14 protein-coding genes are annotated in these 23,559 nt (G+C 47.0%); 10 read left to right on the forward strand and 4 right to left on the reverse strand.

From position 1 onward, the window contains the following. Positions 1 to 26 precede the first annotated feature (26 nt). Both MC7420_RS04595 and MC7420_RS04600 read left to right on the forward strand, forming a co-directional pair. Positions 27 to 416: a hypothetical protein gene (locus MC7420_RS04595; protein WP_006098970.1), complete on the forward strand. Its 390-nt coding sequence runs from the start codon at positions 27 to 29 to the stop codon at positions 414 to 416. A 223-nt stretch (positions 417 to 639) separates the two neighbouring features. Further along, positions 640 to 942, forward strand: a complete 303-nt coding sequence (locus MC7420_RS04600; RefSeq protein ID WP_232231638.1) for a DUF1830 domain-containing protein — start codon at positions 640 to 642, stop codon at positions 940 to 942. Positions 943 to 1,023: 81 nt separating this feature from the next. Here the strand turns inward: MC7420_RS04600 and MC7420_RS04605 are convergent, their stop codons facing one another. Both MC7420_RS04605 and MC7420_RS04610 read right to left on the reverse strand, forming a co-directional pair. After that, entirely contained in the window at positions 1,024 to 2,109 is a 1,086-nt protein-coding gene (locus tag MC7420_RS04605) for a DUF3616 domain-containing protein (protein WP_006099110.1), read from the reverse strand. Between the two features lie 267 nt (positions 2,110 to 2,376). Further along, on the reverse strand, positions 2,377 to 7,440 hold the full coding sequence (locus MC7420_RS04610; protein ID WP_006098906.1) for a WD40 domain-containing protein: 5,064 nt from the start codon (positions 7,438 to 7,440) through the stop codon (positions 2,377 to 2,379). A gap of 520 nt (positions 7,441 to 7,960) precedes the next feature. Here MC7420_RS04610 and MC7420_RS04615 point away from each other — a divergent pair. Further along, positions 7,961 to 8,536: a Uma2 family endonuclease gene (locus MC7420_RS04615; protein WP_006098807.1), complete on the forward strand. Its 576-nt coding sequence runs from the start codon at positions 7,961 to 7,963 to the stop codon at positions 8,534 to 8,536. Between the two features lie 244 nt (positions 8,537 to 8,780). Here MC7420_RS04615 and MC7420_RS04620 read toward each other — a convergent pair whose 3' ends face one another. Further along, positions 8,781 to 9,011, reverse strand: coding sequence for a hypothetical protein (locus MC7420_RS04620; protein WP_006098794.1), 231 nt, complete (start codon positions 9,009 to 9,011; stop codon positions 8,781 to 8,783). A gap of 67 nt (positions 9,012 to 9,078) precedes the next feature. Further along, positions 9,079 to 9,258, reverse strand: coding sequence for a hypothetical protein (locus MC7420_RS39170; RefSeq protein WP_006099069.1), 180 nt, complete (start codon positions 9,256 to 9,258; stop codon positions 9,079 to 9,081). Positions 9,259 to 9,452: 194 nt separating this feature from the next. Here MC7420_RS39170 and MC7420_RS04625 point away from each other — a divergent pair, with 194 nt between their 5' ends. From MC7420_RS04625 to MC7420_RS04650, 7 genes are all read left to right on the forward strand, one after another. Continuing rightward, positions 9,453 to 15,230 (forward strand): translocation/assembly module TamB domain-containing protein, encoded by a 5,778-nt coding sequence (locus MC7420_RS04625; protein ID WP_006098863.1) that lies wholly within the window; start codon positions 9,453 to 9,455, stop codon positions 15,228 to 15,230. Positions 15,231 to 15,739: 509 nt separating this feature from the next. Then, positions 15,740 to 16,399 (forward strand): SDR family oxidoreductase, encoded by a 660-nt coding sequence (locus tag MC7420_RS04630; RefSeq protein ID WP_006099003.1) that lies wholly within the window; start codon positions 15,740 to 15,742, stop codon positions 16,397 to 16,399. A 79-nt stretch (positions 16,400 to 16,478) separates the two neighbouring features. Further along, positions 16,479 to 17,477, forward strand: a complete 999-nt coding sequence (locus tag MC7420_RS04635) for a glycerophosphodiester phosphodiesterase (protein WP_006099112.1) — start codon at positions 16,479 to 16,481, stop codon at positions 17,475 to 17,477. Between the two features lie 292 nt (positions 17,478 to 17,769). Continuing rightward, positions 17,770 to 17,922: a hypothetical protein gene (locus tag MC7420_RS42270; protein WP_006098940.1), complete on the forward strand. Its 153-nt coding sequence runs from the start codon at positions 17,770 to 17,772 to the stop codon at positions 17,920 to 17,922. A gap of 740 nt (positions 17,923 to 18,662) precedes the next feature. Further along, complete coding sequence (locus MC7420_RS04640) at positions 18,663 to 18,857, forward strand: hypothetical protein (RefSeq protein ID WP_006099070.1); 195 nt, start codon at positions 18,663 to 18,665, stop codon at positions 18,855 to 18,857. 75 nt (positions 18,858 to 18,932) lie between these two features. Then, on the forward strand, positions 18,933 to 21,218 hold the full coding sequence (locus tag MC7420_RS04645) for a two-partner secretion domain-containing protein (RefSeq protein ID WP_006099087.1): 2,286 nt from the start codon (positions 18,933 to 18,935) through the stop codon (positions 21,216 to 21,218). Between the two features lie 337 nt (positions 21,219 to 21,555). Next, positions 21,556 to 23,487, forward strand: coding sequence for a CHASE2 domain-containing protein (locus MC7420_RS04650; protein ID WP_006099057.1), 1,932 nt, complete (start codon positions 21,556 to 21,558; stop codon positions 23,485 to 23,487). The last annotated feature ends 72 nt before the right edge of the window (positions 23,488 to 23,559 follow it).

A 23,559-nucleotide genomic window follows, 5' to 3' on the forward strand; every position in this document is an offset into this window, starting at 1 on the left:
AAGCCATCAAGTTGAGGAAATGAACAATGTCTAAATCACTGTCTAAAGGGGTTGTAGACTTGGGAGTGCAATTAGTGAATGAAGAAATTGACAATGCCCTGGCAGTTTATGGTAATGAACCCTACAACGAACTATTTGCCCAGCCCGATGTACGTCAACGACTGGTTGACTACGTGATGGCGGCTATTCCTGAAACCTATACTCAGGTAAACACAACGGCGAACGGTTCTGTGCCAACGAAAATCCCTTACCATTCTTTAGAACTGCGTTTGCGGGTTGAAACGTATGCTCATTGGGGAATAGAGTATATTCTACACACTCAATCAGACTGGCATCCTCCCGCGTCCCTGCCCAATGTTCAATTCTATACCTTGCCTTGGAACTATACCCATCTTTTTGCCCCAGCTTTTTCATGAGATAAGCTGGATCAAGTCCTGTTAATTGCCCATAATAGCAATGCTGTAACAGTAGGGGTTTTAGGCTTTTTTTATTATGGGTGATTTGCTGGACATCATAATGAAACCGCGCTGCGCTAGTCTTCGTAAGTCAGTCAAACTTGGGGATAAAGCGTTTTGTTAATCCTTTATCCTGCTTCTGAGTAAGACTTTTGACCAACTGATAACGTTACTGAGGTTATTGATGATGACTCAACTCTTATACTCTCGGCTCAATGACAGTCGGAATCTCATGCTTTGTTACTATATCAATGGAACGGGCAAAACCTTAATTGCTCGGATTGCTAATATTCCAAATTGGAAATTTGAACGAATTATATTTCCCCAGGAACGTTTATTTTTTGAAGCCCCTCCCCAAGCTCAACTCGAACTTCATCGCAATGGGGAAACCGCAATGACGTTAATCGATAGTATTCCCTGTAGTTATCTAAAAGTCCGAGAAGAGAAGAGTCAAGTTCAGGAAACGTTATGGCATCAAATTGCTTGATTGCCAGAACATCCTAATTCTATAACTAGCTTTGACCTAAACTAACTTGAATTAGCGAGTATCTTAACGTATTTAGCCCGATTAACTGAAAATTTTTCCACTAAAAACGTCTCCGTAAATCGCACTTGGTTCAATTTGGCGAATAGGATTAGGGGAATCATAAACCATTAATAGCGCATCCGATTCTCCTAAGCAGGGAAACAAGGCTAAACCTTCGGCGCGATCGCATCCGGGAATAAAGGGTAAGTCAAACAGGCGTTCTAACTCTCCGGAGGCTTGCGCCGTTATACTATCGGCTGAACGGTCTAAAATAGATTTGAGGCTGAATACACGGATAGCCCCTTCTAAATCCATTGTTGGTCCAGCCAGAATCAGCAAATCGTCTCCTTGCCAACAGAGTTCCCGCACTCCTAAACCATTGAGATCGATAAAGTGCTTGAGATAGCGTTTCCCGTTGTCCCCAATGTTCTCTAGGGTTAAAACGCCCGGTGCCTTTTCCGCCACTTTGATTTCTAGGATAACTGCCCAACCCCGGAGAACCGGACCCCGACAACCTAAAAATACGCGATCGCCTCGCACCGCCAATCCTTCGATATCTAAGCCATTATCCTTACTGGGTAAGGGATGGGTAACAAAGGGACCTAAGTGACTATCATCGATTAAGGCATCCATGAGAATATTACTCGCCTCTGTCTTTTGCAGACAGGCGGCGGTCAATTTTTCCTCTGGATTATCCGGGAGAGAAGATACCTTTAATAATTCGCCATTCACGATAGGAATACGAGCAAGTAAATATCGATTCACATCGGTTTTAATCGTGGCAAGGCGTTGGATATCTTTTTCTACGTTTTTCCCCTTGGGTTTGCCGCGTTTGGTGCTGTGGGAACCCGTGATCCAAAGATAATTGTCGGCATAATCAATTCCTTCAATATCAATTTCATCATCTTGATTAAACAATTCGATGAAATTGGCTAGACAATAGGATTGGTGATTGCCAAAAACACAAGGTTCGATCAGCGAGAGGCGTTCCACATTTATCCCTTCATCAGAACCCAGCCACAAACTACCATCCGGTGTAAATGTGGCGGCTGAGAGTTCGTTAATCAGGTCTTCGTCTGACGAATTAAACTGTAAAAGGACGCGGCTGAGTAAAAAGGGATTAGACATAATCGGGAACTGATTGGGGAAATTAAAGATGGTAGAAACGTTGCCAGCAATATCTCTACAGGCTACATTTTACTACATCGGAGTCCAATCCTATACTTTTATTGGGCGAAATTAAGACCATGATTTGATCTCCTTGTTTTACAAGAATGACATTGGCTCATCTTCCAGGAAAGAGAATAAAACTCATCAAAACCCTTGTACCACTATCAGGAAAAATGTACCCTTGCTTCCCCAGCTTCCCCACAAGACTTATTCAGCACCCCCTACTTATCTCCCCTCACACAATGCCCGAAAATCCTGGGGATTGGCATCATTAATCGTTGGCGATTCTGAATGATGTTGTAAATAATCCTCCAACCAAGAACAACTGCGTTCGACTAAATCCGCTAAATCCAAATTCCACAAAATAACCGTCGTGTCTTGAGACGCTGATGCCAAAATATTACCATCAGGACTGAAACTGACGCCAAACACAGCATCCTGATGACCGACAAAGGAGTTAATTAAATGACCGGTTTGCCGACTCCAAAGATTAACGGTTTTGTCATCACTCCCTGATGCAATAAAGTTGCCATCGGGACTAAAAGTTACCCAATTAACTGAACCATTATGTCCCTTCAATGGACGCACTAATTTGCCCTCTCGACTCCACAGATTCACCGTTCCATCATTACTCGCTGAAGCAATCAACTCGCCATCGGGACTAAAGGTTACCCAATTCACGGAATCTGTATGCCCCCTCAATGTTTTGATCAACCTGCCGTTACGACTCCAAAGTTTCACCGTTTTATCGTCAGAGGCTGAAGCAATAAAAGACCCATCAGGACTAAAACTTACGCCCCACACTGTTCCCTGATGACCGCTTAAGGTTTTCTCCAATTTGCCATCAATTTGCCATAGTTTTACTGTTTTATCCGCGCTACTAGATACGAGTCGCTGACCATCGGGACTAAAATTAACACTGGTTACTCCATCCTTATGTCCGGACAGGGTTTTCTGCCAGGTTCCATCTGGATTCCAGAGTTTAATTGTCTTATCGTCACTGCCTGTGGCTAGGGTTTCACCGTTGTCTGAAAAACTAACACTATTAACCGAATCTTGATGTGCGGCAATTGTTTTTAACAATTGCCCCTGACGAGTCCAAAGTTTCACTGTATTATCCCAGCTAGCGGTAGCAATTCTCTGACCATTGGCGGAAAAACTGACACTGCTGATGGGTTGGCTATGTCCAGGAATCGGTTGCAACATTCCTCCCTTGACTTGCCAGAGTTTGATGGTATTATCAGCACTAGCAGATGCCAAGATTTTGCCATTGGGACTGAATCCTAATCCCAGAATCGCTTTACCATGTCCCTGTAATGTGTCAATTAATGTACCATCGGGACGCCAGAGTTTAATCGTATTGTCGTCACTTCCAGACGCTATCATCTGACCATCTGGACTATAAGTAACGGCAATTACAGCATCTTGATGTCCGGATAGGGTGTTGAGTAATCTGCCATCAGTTCGCCACAGTTTGACAGTTTTATCTGCACTAGCAGAGACTAGATATTGTCCATCGGGACTAAAACTGATGTCGAGTACAGGTTGATTGTGGGCGGTTAAGGTTTCGAGTAATGTACCATCCGATTGCCAAAGTTTAATCGTTTTATCACGACTGGCGGATGCAATCAACTGACCATTGGCAGAAAAACTTACATCTAACACCCAATGATTATGACCGGAAAGGGTTTTCAGTAGCTTTCCGTCATCGATACGCCAGAGTTTAATTGTATTATCTTCACTGGCAGAGACAAGCCGTTGACCATCGGGACTAAAGCTGATACTGTGGACGCGATCGCCATGTCCAGTTAAGGTTCTTAATAATCGACCCTCGCGACTCCAAAGTTTAATCGTATTATCCTCACTCGCCGAGGCTAATATCTCGCCCTGAGGACTGAAGCGAACTGCATACACCCCCTGATTATGTCTCCCTACTTCGTTCAACCATTCCCCTTGCTGACTCCACAGTTGAATTGTTTTATCCCTAGACGCCGATGCAATTAATTTCCCATCGGGACTAAAGCTAACGCTACTCACCCAATCATTATGTCTAGTTAAACGGTTGCGTTCTTTCACGCCATATACCACCTGTTGCAATGTAGAAATCACCCGCATCCGGGTTTCTTGCGTCACGCCTAGGGCTTGTTTTAATTCTTTAGCAGCGGATAAACTTTTCAGTAAAGCGTCAAATTTACGGTTGGACGCAACCAAGGCTTCGGCTGAAGCATTCAGGGCAATTAATCGGGCATTGGTTTCACTAAATACTGCCCGAAATACCAGTCCGACGGCAATCACCGCCAGGGTAGCTAACGTCACGCCCGCAATTCGGGCTTCTTGCAAACGGCGTCGTAGAACTTGATTCAATTTCCCCTCGGCTTGCTGTTGCTTTTCCACCGCAGCCGCATGTTTTTTCGTCGCCGCTGATAATTTAGACCGCAGGCTTTTTTCCCGAATCAGTTGTTGGATCTTATTTTGACTCTCTTTATCTTTTTGCCGCAGTTCTTCCAGTTCTTTTCGCAGGCTGTTTTGTTCGTTTTGGCGGATAAATTCTACCAGGTAATCGTGAACCAGTTGATAGCGATGGGTGGGAATTTCGGGTAACAGGAAGACTAAACCGGATTTCTCTAATATTTCTAAGATTAAATCCAGAGGCTGGGCGTCAATATCCGATTCAATGACTAATTCAGCACGGGTTTTTAAGGGACGATTATTATTTTCATCGGTGAGAAGTTGCAAAACTAGCCAAGCCGCCTGTTCGTTTTCTGCGCCACAATCTTTTAGGGCTTTTTCCAGGAAACGTTCCGCCAGCTTTTCCACGGGTCCCCGTTGTCGATATTGTGCCAGCGTGGTTATATTTTCAGCTTGTAGCTGCGCCCCCACCACTTGCAATTCAATTGGACGAACTTCTCCCAGTTCTCGACCTAAATCTTGGACTAAGGCATCAATTAATGCGGGTTCTAGGTAAAAATGGGCGCGTTCGGTGAGGCTTTGGATCACCGCCCGGGCATCGGGACGGGAAAAGTTACCTAGTGGATAACGATTTTTGCGATCTAATATATTATTGTCAATTGCCTCTAGATTCAGTTTCTCGAAGTCTAATAAGTAGTGTAAAAAGTCTTCGCGAATGGAAATAATAACTTTGACAAAGGAGAGATCTAAACAAGTCTGGAAAAACTGATAAAATAAGCGCGTTTGCTGGGGAGAAGCATGTCCCAGGAAAAATTCCTCAAACTGGTCAAAGATTAACACGGTTAAGATATTGCGATCGGCGTTATCTCGTAACAGTGCCAGCAGTTGGTTGAGAATGGCTTGATCAGAATCTTCCTCACCTAGGCTTTCTGAGGGGGTATACGGCTCAGATTTAGACGGGGTTAACCCAGACAGGGCGGTTCTGACGCCTTTATCCAGTTCCTTAATCCAATCAGTGTACACTTGCAGTACCACAGGTAACACTAAGCGATCGCCTAATGCTCTATGCTTGAGGGCAGGAACTAAGCCAGCGGAAACGATGGAACTCTTGCCGACGCCAGAAGGTCCATGAATCACCGTCAATTGACAATCCGCTCGACTTAACCGTTCAATTAAACGTTGTACATCCTGTTGACGTCCGGATGCGGCAATTTCTTGTGCCACAATTTCTTGCTGTTCGACTGGGCTTAAGGTAGGATTAGATACGGCTCGTCGAGGCTGGAGACGAGCCGCACCAATGAAGGCACGAAATCCATAGAGTTGTTCGACTGCCCCTTGTTCTTGTTTAATCTGAAAGGCTTCTAAATAACGGTGTTGCTCGAAGTACAGCCGCCGTAGGCTTTCCAGCAGATATAAGTAACGTTGGGGTTCGTAGAGATAATCGCTTTTGGCAATGGCATCCGCTAAGTCTTGACTCGCCCGGTTCAGGTGCTGGGTGGCTTCTGCCGATTGACGCAACTGATGATAGGATTTGACAACGATGAGTTGATAGAGTTGAGTCAATAGATAGGGATGTAAGCCTTGGTAGTCTTGAAGTTGATCCGAGACCGATTCTAACCGGGAGAGGGCTTGCCGCGCCCAGTGATTGGCATCATTCCAGCGCCGTTTCACGAGGGCGACTTCGGCTAAAAAGCCGTAATCTTGCGCCAGTTGGACGGGGGAACCATAGTGTTGATGTACCTGTAAGCACTGTTGGGCGACGTGTTGCAGGGAGTCCCAGCCTTCCAAATGTTGCAACACTTCCGCCTGTTGAGTAATAAACTGCGCCACTAAATCCGGACGTTCCGCCCGTTCAAATGCCTCAACCGCTTGCTGGAGATAGGGCCAAGCTTCTTCCCAGTTGCGATGTCGTTGCGCCCGATGCAAGTCTGCATTCCGACAATAACATAAGCCTAAATGAAATAGGAGAACGCCTTGACGTTCTAAGTTATTGGTGACGCGCCAATACCAAAGGCTTTTTTGATAACGGATAACGGCGGCATCGATATAATCATTGGCATAATCATATTGCCCTAAAACAAATTGCAGACTGGCTTCTAGTTCCGGCGTAATAGTTTCTTGGCGCTGTTCTAAGTCATGGAGGGCGCAGTCAAGTTCGGCGCGGGAGCGACATCCTGTGGCTAAATTGAGATTGGCATGGTGGGTACAGATACGCCACGGCGCATATCGTCCCGGAGTTCCTTTTAATACAGTTTTAAATAGAGAGTCTGCTTTTTGTTGCAGCAAATCGAGGAGTTCATCGGTAGCAATTTCAAACTTAATTGGAGTCGCCGCCCAACTGCTAAAATCAGGGGCAGAACGGACGAGTTTGTGCAATACTTCGTCATTCACCCATAAGACTAGGGGGAAGGGTAAGCGTTTGCGAAATTCATCCCGCACTTGGTTGGTGGAGGTGAGTAAATCCTCCAACGCTTCCACGGATTCTAATCCCAGGATAATTAAGGCGGGAGGGGGATCAATAAAGCTCGGATTAGCTCTAATTTTAATTTCTTCTCTCCCAGCTTCCCCAGCTCCCTCTGCTCCCCCAGCTTCCCCAGCTTCCCCAGCTTCCCCAGCTTCTCTATAATTCCTGTCCACATAATTCTGAATCGTGGTGTAAAGGGTGGTGACGGATTCGGGGAGAACTAATTCCTGTATTTGATATCGACCTTGAGCGCGTTCGTGCAGTTGGTGTAATATACGTTTCTGCAAACGCTTGTAATTACAGCGCACTAAGACAAGGGAGAACTCACCCTGAGAAAAGGCGATCGCGCGATCGAGGGCGTTCAATGAACTCTGATTATAGTTGGTAACGTCTTCGGGTTGTTTGGTTTCAATCATTGGGAAACGTTGTTCCTGGTTCGTCCCGCGTGGGATTGATGGCAACTGGACGACAGGGTAAAACAGCAGTGAACTTGACTTTCTTCTTTTAGTGTGATACATCACGACCGGAAAGAACAACGTTTGCTTCGGTGGGTTATCCGAATAGGGGATATCTTGGCGTTAAATGTATTGAGGGTTAAGGTGCGATCGAGGTTCCTTTGACGGCTATAACCCAACCCATTTAAAATATAGGCAAATGTGCAATGGGCGACCTGAGTAAGGGCGACCCGAGTAAATTGAATAGACGGGTATTATTAAGTAATGCAAGCGGGTCGCCCCTACCGATTATTAATTTGACCAAACGGATGATTCAGAGAAATTGACATGATCACAATTGTAGGGGCGAGTCACTGCTTAAATGTGGAGGTATGAGAATTAACCTAACTCGACTCGCCCCAGTCTAAATGTAGGCGGCGTCAGAGCATGACCGAGGATAGGGGATGAATCCAATTAATTTGAGTTAACAGGTAAAACGAAAATGACGGCGTATACGATAGATTTTAACCCAGTTATTCAGCTTACCGACGACCAATTTTATCAATTATGTCGGGCTAATCCTGATCTGAAATTTGAACGCAATTCCCACGGAGAATTGATTATTATGCCCCCCACTGGCGGAGAAACCGGGAATCAAAACTTTGAACTTGTCATTGATTTCGGGATATGGAATCGCCAAACTCGATTAGGGGTTGGCTTTGACTCCTCTACCTGTTTTAAACTTCCCAATGGCGCTAATCGTTCTCCTGATCTGGCTTGGGTTAGACAGGAACGGTGGGATGCTTTGTCTCCAGAACAACGAACAAAGTTTCCACCAATTTGCCCCGATTTTGTTGTGGAATTGATGTCTCCTTCCGATACGTTAAAAGCCACCCAAGATAAAATGAAGGAATATATCGAGAATGGCACCCGTTTGGGCTGGTTAATTGCGCCGGAACAGAGGCGAGTAGAAATTTATCGTCCCCAGCAAGCTGTTGAAATTTTAGAGGCTCCAGATACTCTTTCTGGAGAAGAGGTGTTACCAGGATTTACCCTGGATTTACGTTCTCTTTGGTGAAAATTCTTAGTTTGTAGTAAGGGCTTTAGCCCTCAATAAGCCTAGGCGAAGAGAATTCACGGAACTCGACCCACTTACCTAGAGCCTACACCAACTGGATTATAAACATTAATGGTTGGGAGCAGGGCGGGTTTATTGAATTAGGGGGTTTGTCGCCACAGATAACGGTAAAACCCGCCCCTACAAGTCATTTTGTTTTTTCTGCGTCTCAGTTTGATTGTCAGATCAAACAAGCCTTCTGCGCTTAAACGGCTTGAGACTCTAATGAACAAACCCGCTCATTCAGGCGTGATACGATCCTTAACTCGTGGGGATAGCGGGGACGTGGATCATCCACTAACCAGATCGGGGGAACCATCATGGGTTCATAAAAGTCAATACGATGTGTGGTTCCTGGTTGTGCTTTCAATTCCACCAGAGAACCGGGTAGATATTCAAAGGCTTCATCCCAATCGATCGCTGTCTCGACATCCATAAGATTATATCAATGTGATTACCGCAACCTACCCACCGATCCACTGCACTGATCTGAGTCAAAACTCTCAGGTAGATTCTATTTCTGTATCTAATGATACTTTTTTGCGGTAATACTCGTCTATTTCTGGAGGAATAAATTTACAAATCCTGACATTCTCAGGTTTTGATGACAAGACAGCAGAACTGACGTAAGGCAGAAATAAGGCTAACAGCTTCCCCAGCTTCCCTTGACTGCACTTAGTCATCTACCCCTATGGGGGGAATTGGCGTATTCTAGTATCCGTCTATATGCTCGGTTTCATCCCTAGGTTAAAACACGAGGGAACCTGCACCATCGCTATCATGTAAAAAACTAAGCCTTCCCTGACTAAAATTAGCTAGCGATCGCACTCACCCAGCAACCTAACCGCCTCCTCTTTCCCGGCGTGAATTAAGGACTATGACCAATGTACCCCCTCCCAGTAACGAACCGGAATCCAATTCCAATGAACAACCGGAATCTCCACCGCCTCGGCGATCGCGACGTCGGCGTTGGTTAATTGGGATCAGTATCATCCTGCTGGTGGGAATCGCTGGGGGGATGGGTTTTGCGTGGTATTTTATCCAACAGATGTTGGCACCCTTGGTGGCGAGAAACCTCACCCAACTCCTACAACGCCCCGTGGAAATTGGCGAGGTTGAACGCTTTTCCCTGACTGGGTTGCGCTTTGATAGCGCCGCCTTACCCCCTACGGATACCGAACCCGATCGCGCCTCGATTGAAGCGGTGGAAGTTCAGTATGATTTACTTCCCCTGATATTCGACCGTCGGTTAGAATTAAACGTTACCCTAATTGAACCCGATGTCTATATCGAACAAGCTGTCGATGGATCATGGATGCCCTTGGAACTTAAAGAGCAAGGAGAACCCGGTCCAATTGAGGTAGATTTACAACAGTTAGGGGTGCGGAATGCTGAGGTGCAGCTTGTGCCTCGATCCACGGAAGGCAAACAGCAATCCCCCGTCGCGATCGCAATTCCCCAGGGGAGTAGTCAATTCTTACAGGATAATGACATCATTCGCTTCGATGTCCAAGGTGAAATCGCGAGTGGTGGAACCTTTAACCTACAGGGCGAACACCTCTTCCCCACTAGCGCCACCCACCTACAAGTTGATGGGCAAAATGTCAAGGCTAGTACCCTGGATCGCCTAATTCCCCTACCCCTAGACGTGAATGCGGGTAATGTTGGTGGGGACTTAGAAATCACGATTAAACCGGATCAACCCCTCCAGTTTCTGGGAAACGCCACCCTCAACAACGTAACCGCCCAAGTTCCCCAACTCCCCCAAGCCTTTGCTAATACCAATGGGCGATTACGCTTCAAAGAGACAACCATTCGCTTAGAAGATGTAACCACCCAATTCGGGCAAATTCCCGTCACGGCTAATGGTAGTGTGGATCTAGAGACAGGATTTAATCTCACCGCCCAAACCCAAGCGGTACAAATCAAGACCGTTTTACAAACCTTTAATCTCGAAGAAACGCCCGTTCCCCTGTCCGGAGAAGTCAAAGCCGCCCTGCTAGTCACAGGTTCGTTGACCCAACCCCTAGTGAAGGGAGAAGCCGTTACCACGAAACCGACTCAGATTGATCGCGTCACCTTCAGCACGATCAGTACCGATTTTACCCTCACTACACCCGCCCAACCGCAAGATCCCACCCGCCTCGCCGTTCGCAACCTGCAAGCCCAACCCGCCATCGGTGGCAAAATTACTGGAGAAGGTGTGATTGAACTGGGGGAAAAGGGAGGATTGCAATTTAACTTGCAAGCCAATAACCTGCCAACCACAGCACTAGCAAAAACTTACAACACCACCCTACCGATTCCCGTTGGTAACCTCTCCGGAACCGCCAAAATTTTCGGTCCCTTAGATAATCCCCAAAACATCCGCGCCACGGGAAGGGCGACGGTGCAAGCGGCTGGGGGTACAGTCACCGCGACAAATCTGCAAGTTCTGGATAATCGTCTCACCGCCTTAGTCCAAGCCCAAGGGGTGGAACTGTCCCAACTCGCGGATGTACCATCGCAATTTCAGGGGACGGTAGCGGGTCAGTTTACCCTATCAACCCCTTTGGATCAGTTTGCCTTATCCCAGATTCGCGCCCAGGGTAAGGGACGCCTGAGTCTGGCGGGGGGAACGATTGGCGTCGAGAATATCCAACTGTCTCAAGGGCGCTGGCGGGCTAATGTTGATGCTAATGGGGTGCAATTGGGAGAGTTAGCCCCGCAAATTCCGGACGCCCTACAAGAACCAATTAACGCCACGTTTGCCCTGTCTGGTTCTCTGGCAGATCCGTCTGTTTCCGGGATTAGTGGGATTGGTCAAGTGGCGCTGACAGCGGCTGGGGGACGGATTAATCTGGAGGAGGTGACTCTGGACAAGGGGCGTTGGCAAGCCCGGATAGACGCGAATCGGATTCAGTTGGCAGAATTTGCGCCTCAATTACCGCCTCAACTGGAGTCGCCGTTTAGTGGTACGTTTGTGGCGTCGGGTTCCTTAGATGAGTTTTCCCCATCAGCGATTAATGTAGCCGGTGAAGGACAACTGAATGTGGGTGGGGGAACCGTTCAGGTGTCAAATTTGGATGTAAATGCCGGTCGTTGGCAAGCTACAGTGGCGGCGAATCGGGTGGGATTGGCGGGGGTTGTGCCTCAGCTACCGTCGCAATTGTCGGGGAATTTAACCGGAATCATGAATCTGTCCGGGAGTCTGGATCAGTTAGCGCTGGAAACGATTCGGGGGGATGGGAATGCTTTAATTAACCTGGCAGGGGGTGTTGTCCGGGCAAGGGATATTAATCTCGCCGCCGGACGTTGGCAGGCAGATGTGCAAGCAGCGGGGCTGGAGTTGGCAAGGTTAGCACCGGAATTACCGCCCCAATTTGCTGGGGTGTTGGCGGGAAATTTTGACCTGTCAGGGTCTCTTGAGAAGGTAGCACTGGATCAGATTCAAGCCCAAGGTCAGGGCAGATTAGCCGTGGCTGGGGGTACGGTGAGGGCGACGGGGGTACAGTTAAATAATGGGACGCTACAAGCAAAGCTAAACCCTCAAGGGATTGAATTGGCACGGTTTGGGGAACAGTTATCGGGAACCTTAAGCGGCAATGTGGATGTCTCCACCAGTTTAGAGACATTGACCCCGGAAGCGATCGCGCGATCGCTAACGGCGGCGGGTCAACTGCGATTTAGTCAAGGATTTGCCTTGATTGACCGTCCTGTGAATACCACATTTCGCTGGACAGGTCAAGGAATAGACCTGCAACAGTTGACCGCCGAGGGACTGTCTGCTAGTGGGTTTATTGGAGTGAATCCCGCCCAGTTGGATCAGGGAATTGGGGCGGTGGGGAATTTTAACCTGGATGTGGCGGCAAATAATTTAGATTTAGCTGAACTCTCGGCGTATTTACCCCCAGCCGCAGCGGATGTGGATGTGGATGTGGCGGGATTGGCAGATTTTACGGGTACGATCGTGGGGACAGTGACGAATCCCCGTGTTCAGGGGAATTTAGAACTGGAGGATTTTGCCGTCAGTGGGTTGACCTTTGAAGAGGAACTCGCTGGTTCAGTGACGTTTATACCGGGAGAGGGCGTAGACTTAGATCTACAAGGTGAGACAGATCAGATTGAAGTAGCCCTGGGATCGGATTATCTTCCTGTTTCCTTTAACATTCGTCGCGGGGATGCGATCGCCACTGGGACGCGCCAGGGTAATGTGCTACGGGTGAATACAGAAAATATTCCCATCGCCTTGATTAAAGATATCGCCCCGGTGCCTGTCGCCCTGGAGACTCAACCCTTGGTGGGTGATATTTCTGGGGAAGTAGCAATTAATTTGAATACCTTTGACGTGGCGTTAGACCAAGTGGAATTAACGGGTCCAATTTTTGGCAGTCGTTTGCCAGGGGAAGCTGCACCAGGGGAAAATCTGTATAGCCTATCGGGTCGAATTACCCAAACGCCCACGGGACCTGAATTTCAAGGGACGCTGAATATTGAACAGGGGCAACTAGAAACCCTAGTCGCGGGCTTACAGTTAATCGACTTGACCACAACACCACCCACTACCCCCACCGCACCCTTGGATATCGCCCAAGTGGGAATGCCCCAAGCAAAACTGCAAACTCAACTGCGCCGTCTCTCGGAAATTGAAACCCTGCTGCGACAACGGCAACAGGCGGAGGAAGAAGCAGAGATTCTGCCGGATTTAGAGGAGTTAGATGGCACCTTTAGCGGTACGGTACGGATTAGTGGCTCGTTGGCATCGGGAATTAATGCCAAATTTGACATTGAGGGACAAGACTGGGAATGGGGTGATTATCAGGTTAATCAGGCAACGCTTCAAGGCAGCTTCCAAGAGGGGGTACTGACGCTGCTTCCGGTTACATTGCGATCGGGAGAGAGTTTTGCTACATTTTCCGGGGCTATCGGTGGCGAAACCCAATCGGGTCAGTTACGCCTAGAAAACTTCCCCATCGCCCTAATCCGAGACGTGGTGGATTTACCGCCTGCGATCGGTCCGATTAGTGGGAGTCTGGACGCCACGGCGACGCTTTCGGGGAGTTTAGCGAATCCCCAAGCCAGAGGATCAGTGACGGTAACCGATGCGACGCTGAATCAAGAAGCGATTGAAACCTTGCAGGGGAGTTTCAGTTACAGTGATGCCCGATTGCGGTTCTTAGCCGAAAGTATACCCACAGACGAGGGTGAACCTCAATTGGTGGTTCAGGGGAGTATCCCTTACCAATTACCCGTTCCCGACGCGATCGCCCCAGAGAGTGAGGTACTCCGCCTGAGTGTGAATGTGGAAGACGAGGGGTTGGCTTTATTAAATATCCTTACCCGCCAGCAAGTTGTCTGGAGGGGGGGAACCGGAAGCGTGAATTTGGATATTCAAGGCAGCTTTGATCAAGAAGAAGGTCGTCCGAGAGGAGTGAGGGCACAGGGAACTGCGATCGTAGAAGGGGCAACAATCGCCTCCCAAGCCCTACCCGAACCGCTGACTGATGTGACGGGGGAAATTGAGTTCAACTTTGACCGGGTTGATGTGAATAGCTTGACGGCGAACTATGGTGGCGGTCAAATTACGGCAGCGGGAACCCTGCCCATCTCCCAGCCCATTCCTCAGCCAAATCCACTCACCGTAAATATTGGGGAACTAGCAATTAACCTGAAAGCCCTATATCGAGGTCAGATCCAACAAAGTCAGGTGGTGTTGACTGGGACAGCATTGAATCCCACGATTGGTGGTGAAATTAACTTAGTTGATGGTACTGTACCACTACCTGAGCAAGATGGCAGTGCGGGAACTGCTGTAGGAACTGGGGGTAATACGGAGGAGGGTATTGTTTTCGAGTTTAATGACTTAAAAATTACCCTGGTGGAAGATATTCAAATTAGAAAGGCACCAATTTTGAATTTCCTTGCCGAAGGGACTCTAATAGTGAATGGAACCTTAGAAGATTTGAGACCCGATGGGGTGATTCAGTTAACGCGGGGTCAGGTGAATTTATTTACCACTCAATTCCGGTTGGCGCGGGGGCATGAAAACACGGCAGAATTTATTCCCGGTCAAGGACTTGATCCCTATTTAAATGTACGTTTAGTCACATCAGTTGCCGAAGCGACCCAACGGCGACTCCCGACAAACGCCCAGACTGCCGAAATTGCTGATGTGCCTGATTTTGAGTTGGGCGCGGTGCAAACGGTTCGGGTTATCGCCCAGGTGGAAGGACCGGCGTCTCAACTGGAGGATCGGTTGGAATTGACAAGTACACCTGCACGCAGCGAAGCGGAAATTGTGGCGATGTTGGGTGGGGGATTTGTGGATACGTTAGGGCGAGGGAATAGTACGTTGGGGTTAGCGAATTTGGCGGGTTCAGCGGTTTTGGGACCTGTGGGTAATTTTATTGCGGATGCGTTACCGTTGAGTGAGTTTCGTCTATTTCCGACGATTATTCCTGATGATGAAGAACGGGCTTCGAGTTTGGGATTTGCGGCTGAGGCGGGGGTTGATATCACGCAAAATTTCTCGGTGTCGGTGTTGAAGGAGTTAACCACTGGGGAACCGTTCCAATACAATCTGCGTTATCGGCTGAATGATAATGTGTTATTGCGGGGGGGGACTGATTTTTCCGGGGATAGTCGGGCGATTATTGAATATCGGCGGCGATTTTAGCGCGAGGGTGTAGGGGCGGGTTTTACCGCATTGGTGTCAACTTAAGGGCTAAAAGCTGGGGGAGCTGGGGGAGCCTCACAAGGGTAGGTTTTTTAAGATTGGGGTTGAGGTAAGACAAGGTAGACAGGTAGACCAGTAGACAAGGAAGAGTGAGAACGAAAAATAGGGCGTTTCGGCTTTTAGAAGTTAGCTTGACCGAACAAAATGCTGTACGGTTTTCCCCCCTTGTCTACTTTCCTCCCTTGTCCTCCTTGTCTTGTCCCCACCCTAAAGTAAAAAACCTACACCTGTCAGGCTGGGGGAGCTGGGGGAGCTGGGGGAGCAGGGGGAGCTGGGGAAGCTGGGGGAGCTGGGGAAGCTGGGGGAGCAATGTAGAGACGCGATGCGAGAAGCGTTTGGGAACTCTTTGAGCCGGGACACCGAGCAAAGTCGAGGTGTTCCCTGTTCCCTAATCTCAACCGTTAACTTTAATTGTGTCCACCCACTTATACAGGAGATTACAGATAAATATGGCAACTTATTTAGTAACAGGCGCAAACCGAGGTATCGGCTTAGAGTATTGCCGACAGCTAATCGAACGAGGAGAAACGGCGATCGCAGTTTGTCGAAAAACGTCTGAAGCCCTCGATAGCTTGGGAATCCGGGTGGAGACAGGGATTGATATCACCTCAGATGACTCTGTTGCTGACTTAGCATCACGTTTAAAGAATACTCCTATTGATGTATTGATTAACAATGCCGGAATTTTGCGGAAAAATACCCTCCCCCAGCTTGACTTTGATGCCATCCGGCAACAGTTTGAGGTAAATGCGTTGGGCGCGTTGCGTGTCACCCAAGCGTTACTCCCCAATTTGGGTACGGGTGCTAAGGTTGCGATTATGACTAGCCGCATGGGTTCGATTGAAGACAACACCTCTGGTAATTCTTACGGCTACCGTATGTCTAAAGTCGCCGTTTCCATGGCGGGTAAGTCTCTGTCAATTGATTTAAAACCTCGTCAAATTGCCGTGGCTATTCTCCATCCGGGTATGGTGAGTACAGACATGACAGGTCATAATGGTATTCCTACCCAGGAAGCTGTTCAGGGACTTTTAGCCCGCATTGATCAGCTCAACTTGGAAAATTCTGGTACGTTTTGGCACGCGAAGGGGGAAGTATTACCTTGGTAAGTTAAGGGGGGTGCATGTAGAGACGTAGCCTGCTACGTCTGGGGACAATAAAAAGAGGGGTATATATATAAGGATAAGGATGCGATCGCACGACCAAAATTCCTGTCCTTTGGTGATTGCTCACCGAGGCGCAAGTGGCTATCGTCCCGAACATACCCTCGCGGCTTATGAGTTAGCGATTCAGATGGGGGCGGATTACATTGAACCTGATTTGGTGATGACACAGGATGGGGTATTGGTGGCGCGTCACGAGAACGAAATTTCGGGTACTACCGATGTGGCGACTCGTCCAGAATTTCGCGATCGCCAAACCACTAAAATGATTGATGGGCAAACTGTCACGGGTTGGTTTACTGAGGACTTTACTCTGGCTGAACTAAAAACCCTACGAGTCAAAGAACGATTACCTCACCTGCGTTCGACAGAATTCGATGGGTTGTTTGATATCCCTACTCTGGTTGATATTATTGAGCTAGTTCAACGCCAAAGTGCTGCAACTGGACGCATGATTGGCATTTATCCAGAAACCAAGCATCCCACCTACTTTACCGCGATCGGACTCTCGTTAGAAGAACCGTTGGTAAATATCCTCAACCAGTACGGATTATGCGATCGCACTTCCCCTGTATTCATCCAATCCTTTGAAACAGCGAACTTGAAAGCGCTCAAGCAAATCACCGATGTATCCTTGGTACAGTTAGTGAATGACATTGGTCAACCCTACGATTTTATTGCTCATCCTCAACACCATGACAATAACAATCGGACGTATCGAGATCTGGTAACGCCTCAGGGGTTAGGGGAAATTGCGGATTATGCAGATGCGATCGGGGTTAACAAACGTTTAATTGTACCCACGGGGGCGGATGGTTACTTATTACCCCCCACTTCGTTACTCGATGACGCTCATGCTCAGGGTTTGCAGGTTCATGGCTGGACATTCCGCAATGAAGAGGTTTTTCTCGCCCCCGACTATCAAGGTAATCCTGAGTTGGAGTATCAGCAATTCTATCGGCTAGGAATTGATGGACTTTTCAGCGATTTCCCAGATACAGCGCTTCATGTAGAAAAAAATTAGGGTCTGCTGAATAAGTCTTGTGGGGAGGTAGGGAGCAGGGGAAGCAATGATACATTTTCTTTGATAGTGGTGCAAGGGTATGAAAGGGTTTTACCTTATGTCCTTGAAAATGAGCCAATGTCCATGCTGCTCAAAGCATTGATAGCTAAGGGTTTCGGCTTTGTGCAGCAAGCCCGAAATAGTCTCTTGAGATGGCTGCACACCTGATCAGATGAGACTGAGTTGACTTCCCTTTCACCGAATTTTCACGATTGAGATCTTTAATGCGGGTGGATGTGAGTTCAAGGTAAGCGTGTTGCTCAATCAAGGCAATGGAGTTAAGTATCTTTCCGCCCAAAATAAACTTAAAGGCAAGATTCATGGGAATTTCCCGCTATACAGAGGTGAGGGGTATGTCTGGAACAACCTGCGAGAGAAAGAGTTCTATCTTCAGGAGGCTGAGTAAAATTACTTACTTGTAACTCAGTGTTGTGGGAGATGTGAAGCGAAACCATCTCAGCAATTCTATAGTAAGTTTAATATTACGAATTATTGCGTCATAATCCTTAATATAAGCAAATCTTACATTACAACTCTTAACATAAACTTACTTTGTTAAAAAACTCTGACAAAAGAATAAAAAGCAACCCATGCACCATAAGGATTTCACTGTTGCAACCCTCCAGCGAAGAATCGAGATATCTCACTTGGATGGAAAAGAGAAGTCCCATCCGGCTCGACGAATAATTTAATCTGATTCAACGGATAACCGTAACTCAAACACCACTAAACCCAGGATGTATTTCAAATGTATTTCGGTTCAACTACAGTTATAGCCTATAGTCTACTGTTTTGGGTATTACGTTTAATTGCCTCTAACGCCGTAATTTCGGTGTACTCCTTACTCCAGAACTTCTGTAAAGAAAACTTAAGCCATAAGATGCGCTTATTAAGCGTGTATGAACTCTAAATGAAGCTTTGGTAAAGTTCATTGATTTAGGATTTTCTCTTGCTATAGTTTAATTATAGAGCAGTGACAGAAAAAGATTTCTCTCAAATTTCGACTAATCGGGTGCGTCACTGACAGGGTAACTCCAACAACTGAATAAAAAGTCTCTGATAAGAGCAATTTATCTCTCAAAATTTTGGGGCTAGGTGAATCACACCAAGCTCACAGGTTCGTACATCTACTCGGAGAAAAGAATAATGAAACTCGTTGCATCTACCGCGATCGCTCTCAGCTTAACATTTTCTACTCAAGTTGGCGCAGCTCCTGTTACTGCCAATGCCAGCATGGAGAATAGAGTTAGGCAAGACCAGCCTGTGAGTCCTCAACAGCAGATAGAGGATGCGACCTCAAATAGTCTGATGTGTTGGACATGGTTTACTCGTTGTTATTAAAACAACCATAGGTGATTCCAACCTTAATGGAGTGTGAGTTGTTAGACTCGTACTAGTGACCCATGAGGTACTTATATGGAACGACGACGCCATCCATTCTGGTTACTTGCAACTATTCCCTATTGCGTTCTGATTTCAGTCAACACTGTTCAAGGACAAATTGTCCCAGATGGGACATTACCCACAAATGTTAATAGTTCAGACAATCTTCAATTCACTATTACTGGAGGCAGCCAAGCCGGAGAAAACCTTTTCCATAGCTTTCATGAGTTTTCCGTGCCGACAGGTGGAGCGGCTTGGTTTGACAACACCTCTACTGTCCAGAACATTATCAGCCGTGTGACCGGGGATTCAATCTCGAAAATTGATGGTTTACTCAAAACACAAGGTAATGCTAATTTATTTCTTCTCAATCCTAATGGCATTATCTTTGGTGCTGAAGCTGCTCTAGATTTGGGTGGTTCCTTTATTGCTAGCACAGCAAATAGTATAAAATTTGCCGATGGCACAGAGTTTAGTGCTATTAACTCTTCAGCCTCATCCGTACTTACTGTCAGTGTTCCTGTAGGACTGCAATTTGGAGACTCTCCTGGACGGATTATCAACCGCTCTCAAGCAAGTCGGGGTGATATGCAGGAAAAATTTAATGGTAGTGGAACTCCTGCGGGTTTGAGAGTAGATGCCGATAAAAGCTTAGCACTTGTAGGCGGTGAAGTTATCCTAGAAGGTGGAAATATAACAGCGCCAAGTGGACGGATTGAAGTAGGAAGTGTTGATGGCGAAAGTAGGGTCACGTTGAACCTAACAAATCAAGGTTTTGCTCTAAGCTATGAGGGTGTTGAAAATTTTCAGGATATTCATCTATCCCAAGTAGCTATCATTGATGTAACCGATCTGAGTCCTGTTTTTAATAGTGGAGATATCGGTAGTGGTGATATTCAAATACAAGGCAGACACGTAACAGTAACTGATGGCTCACGAATTTCTTCGTTCACGTTTGGGTCAGTCCCAGCCAGAACTATCACTGTGACTGGCTCAGAATCAGTAGAACTGAGTGGGTTTTCAGATATTTTGGGGTCTAGCGGTATAACCACGATTACGGGAAATGACGGAGATGCAGGAAATATAAAAGTTAATACTCGGCGGTTAATTGTTCGAGATGGGGCTGAAATATCAACTAGTTCATTTCCAATCATCAAAGGTCCTGTCAGTACAGGTCGCAGTGGAAACTTGTCTATAACTGCCTCGGAATCAGTACAAATAAGTGGTAGTTCCCAAATCGTTGGATCAAGTCAATTAAGAGTTAACACTCAAACTAATGGAAAGGCTGGAGATTTAGAGATTACTACGGGACGCCTGATTATTGAGGACGGGGGAAAATTAACAGCAGCGACATCTGATGCGGGTCAGGGAGGAACGATAAAAATCAATGCCTCGGATTCTGTGGCAATCATGGGTACAGGTATTGGTATGGAAGGTCAGATCAATTCCAGTGCTTTAGAAGCTTCAAGTCAAGGAACAGGTGATGCAGGAAATTTAGCTATTACTAGCAATAACCTAAGACTCCGAGATGGCGGAGAAATCAGGGCTACCTCCACTCAAGCAGGAGGAGGTAACATCGATATCACGGCTGAAGATATTCGTCTACGTGACGGTAGCTTGATTAGTGCCAGTGTTTTTGAGAGTGTCGGTGGTGGCGGCAATATCACGATTGACTCCGATGTTTTTATCGCCCTAGAAGATAGCGATATTCTGGCAAATGCTGTTGATGGCAGGGGCGGCAATATCACCATTATCTCTCCCGTATTTCTGGCAGACTTTTTCTCTAGTGGTCAAGGGACGGCCGTAGGTCGCAACCCAGGTTCATTTGAGCCATTTCGGGGCAATGATCGGGTTGATATTTCAGTTGAGGCATTAGGTAGCGGTGATGCTGGTAATTTATTTATAGCCTCGCTGAATTTGAATCAAGATTCTCTCTCGCCACTATCAAGCAATTTTCTGCCACCAGACCAAGTGATTGCCGATAGTTGTCTCACCCACCGCAATAAGGAGCAAGGTAGCTTTATCGTTACAGGTACGGGTGGTTTACCGAATAATCCCTATGATCCGTTACAGGGTAACTATTCCGTTACTCAGGTTCAGGGAATTAGTGGCGATGCTGGACAACAAGCTACTGCGCTAACCGTCAATCCTCAATCCTCAACCCCCAGTTTCTGGAAACCGGGCGACCCAATTCAAGAAGCTCAGGGTATGATGGTAACGTCTGATGGACGTGTCGTCGTGGGTACAGCTCCGGAACTGGTGGCGATCGCGAATGCTGATGATTTAATCTGCTATCAGGCTGCATCGCAAGAGGAATAGGCTGCGCGATCGTTTTACCCAACCGACTTGAACTTATGGGCAAAACTGACAGGCTCCCGGAATCAGGGCGGGTTTAATCAAGTTATCGGTTTGTGAAAAAATGTTATCGGTAAAACCCGCCCCTACACCCTTTGCTTTCAGCGTAAGTTGACACCAATGATAGCGATGCGCCTTGATCAGGGATAATTTTTCAAAAATGGTATTCCAGAGAGCGCAAATTTAAAGTTTTAGTGAAAATTGATTCCTTTAAACCTAATCTTTCGGTTCCAATTACTTTCCCCTTGAATAAGGTAGAGAGAGCTAGCTTTCTAACCATCAAGGAGCGCTAAAAAATAAGATGTGGAAAGACCTTAAACAAAAAATTTGGGCAGGGCGAGGCGTCTGGACGGTTGCTCCTGGTGTGGCTGGACTCGTTATTCTATTGCGACTTTTCGGCTTTTTACAGACTTGGGAATGGGCTGCTCTTGACCAATATTTTCGTTGGCGTCCTCAAGAACCTGTGGATGAACGAATTCTGATTGTGGGAATTAGTGAAGCGGATCTAAAAAAAGTTGGACAGTGGCCCATTCCGGATAATGTCCTGGCTGAACTCCTCAAAAAAATTAAAGCGCAAAACCCGAGAGTGATTGGTCTTGACCTGTATCGAGATTTACCAGTTTTGCCCGGTCATGACGAATTAGTCAATGTTTTTGAAGCAACTCCCAATTTAATCGGGATAGAAAAAATTAATCAGCAAGATCCTAGCGCTAGTGTAGCTCCTCCACCCGTGCTAGATCAACGCGAACAAGTTGGGTTTAATAACGTGGTGATTGATGCGGATGGTAAACTGCGTCGATCATTGCTTTATATGCTAGACAACAATCAAGTCAGCTTCTCTTTTAGTATGAGATTGGCATTGATGTATTTAGCAGAGCAAGACATCATATCTCAACCTTCCCAAGCGAATCCCCTAATTTTTCATTTAGGAAAGGGGACGTTTCAACCTTTTTCCGCAAATGATGGTGGTTATGTGAGTGCTGATGACGGGGGATACCAGATTTTGTTAAACTATAAGGGTTCGGCTCGTACCTTTCCCAGGGTGTCATTGACAGAGGTACTCGAAGACCGGATACCACCAGACTTAATGCGCGATCGCCTCGTTTTAATTGGGGCAACGGCAACTAGCCTGAATGATTTCTTCTATACCCCCTATAGTGGTGATAAAATTGCCACCCAAGAGCGTACACCTGGGATAGAAGTTCAGGCTAACATGATTAGTCACTTGCTGAGTTCAGCCCTAGAGGGGCGTTCTGGACTGAAAACTTGGTCGGAACCAATCGAAGGGATCTGGATTTTTCTCTGGTCTTTGACGGGTGCAACCCTGTGTTGGGTGTTGCGAGATGCAGGAGGTTTAGCAAAATTACTCCCTCGTTGGACAGTAATTAGCCTTTTGTTCGCACTTGTCGGTCTGGTCGGGAGCAGCTACTTAGCCTTTATCATCAGCAGTTGGTGGATTCCTGTGATTCCCCCAGCTTTGGCGTTATTGGGTGCCGCTACAGCAACGACAGGGTACATCGGTAACTTCGAGCGTGAAGAGCGACACACCGTTATGAATTTATTCGGTCGCCATGTCACCAAGCAAATCGCCGAAGCAATTTGGCGCGATCGCGAACAACTTCTCAAAGAAGGGCGTCTACGTGGTCAGAAGATGACTGCCACAGTTCTGTTCTCAGACCTGAAAGGGTTTAGTACAGTAGCAGAAAATATGAGTTCGGAAGTGCTGATGGCTTGGCTGAATCAATATATGGATGCCATGGCGGGAACGGTGCTAGATCATGGCGGTGTTGTGGATAAGTTTATTGGAGATGCAGTTATGGCGGTGTTTGGTGTACCAATTAAACGCACGACATCCGCCGAAATTGACCAGGATGCGATCGCAGCGGTAAACTGTGCTTTAGCCATGGCACAAAAACTGCAAACCCTCAATCAAGAATGGCAACGTCAAGGCTATCCGCAAACAGCAATGCGCGTGGGAATTGCCACAGGGGATGTCGTCACAGGTAGCTTGGGGAATGCTCAACGGCTTGACTACACCACCCTAGGAGATAGCGTAAATGTAGCGGCTCGATTAGAAAGTTACGATAAAACTCTCGATGGAGGAATTTGCCGGATTTTAATCAATGAAGAAACATACCAGCATCTACACAATCAATTCCCCACGAAACAAATCGGTCAGGTGAGACTCAAAGGGCGCGAACAGTTAACTGCCGTTTATCAAATTTTGCTGTAGTTGTTCAAAATGCCATGTATAATGATTTAGATTTTGTCAGCCAATAGCGCTATTGAGTCCAAAAGTCTTCAG

The sequence above is a fragment of the Coleofasciculus chthonoplastes PCC 7420 genome, from assembly GCF_000155555.1.
Taxonomy (GTDB): domain Bacteria; phylum Cyanobacteriota; class Cyanobacteriia; order Cyanobacteriales; family Coleofasciculaceae; genus Coleofasciculus; species Coleofasciculus chthonoplastes_A.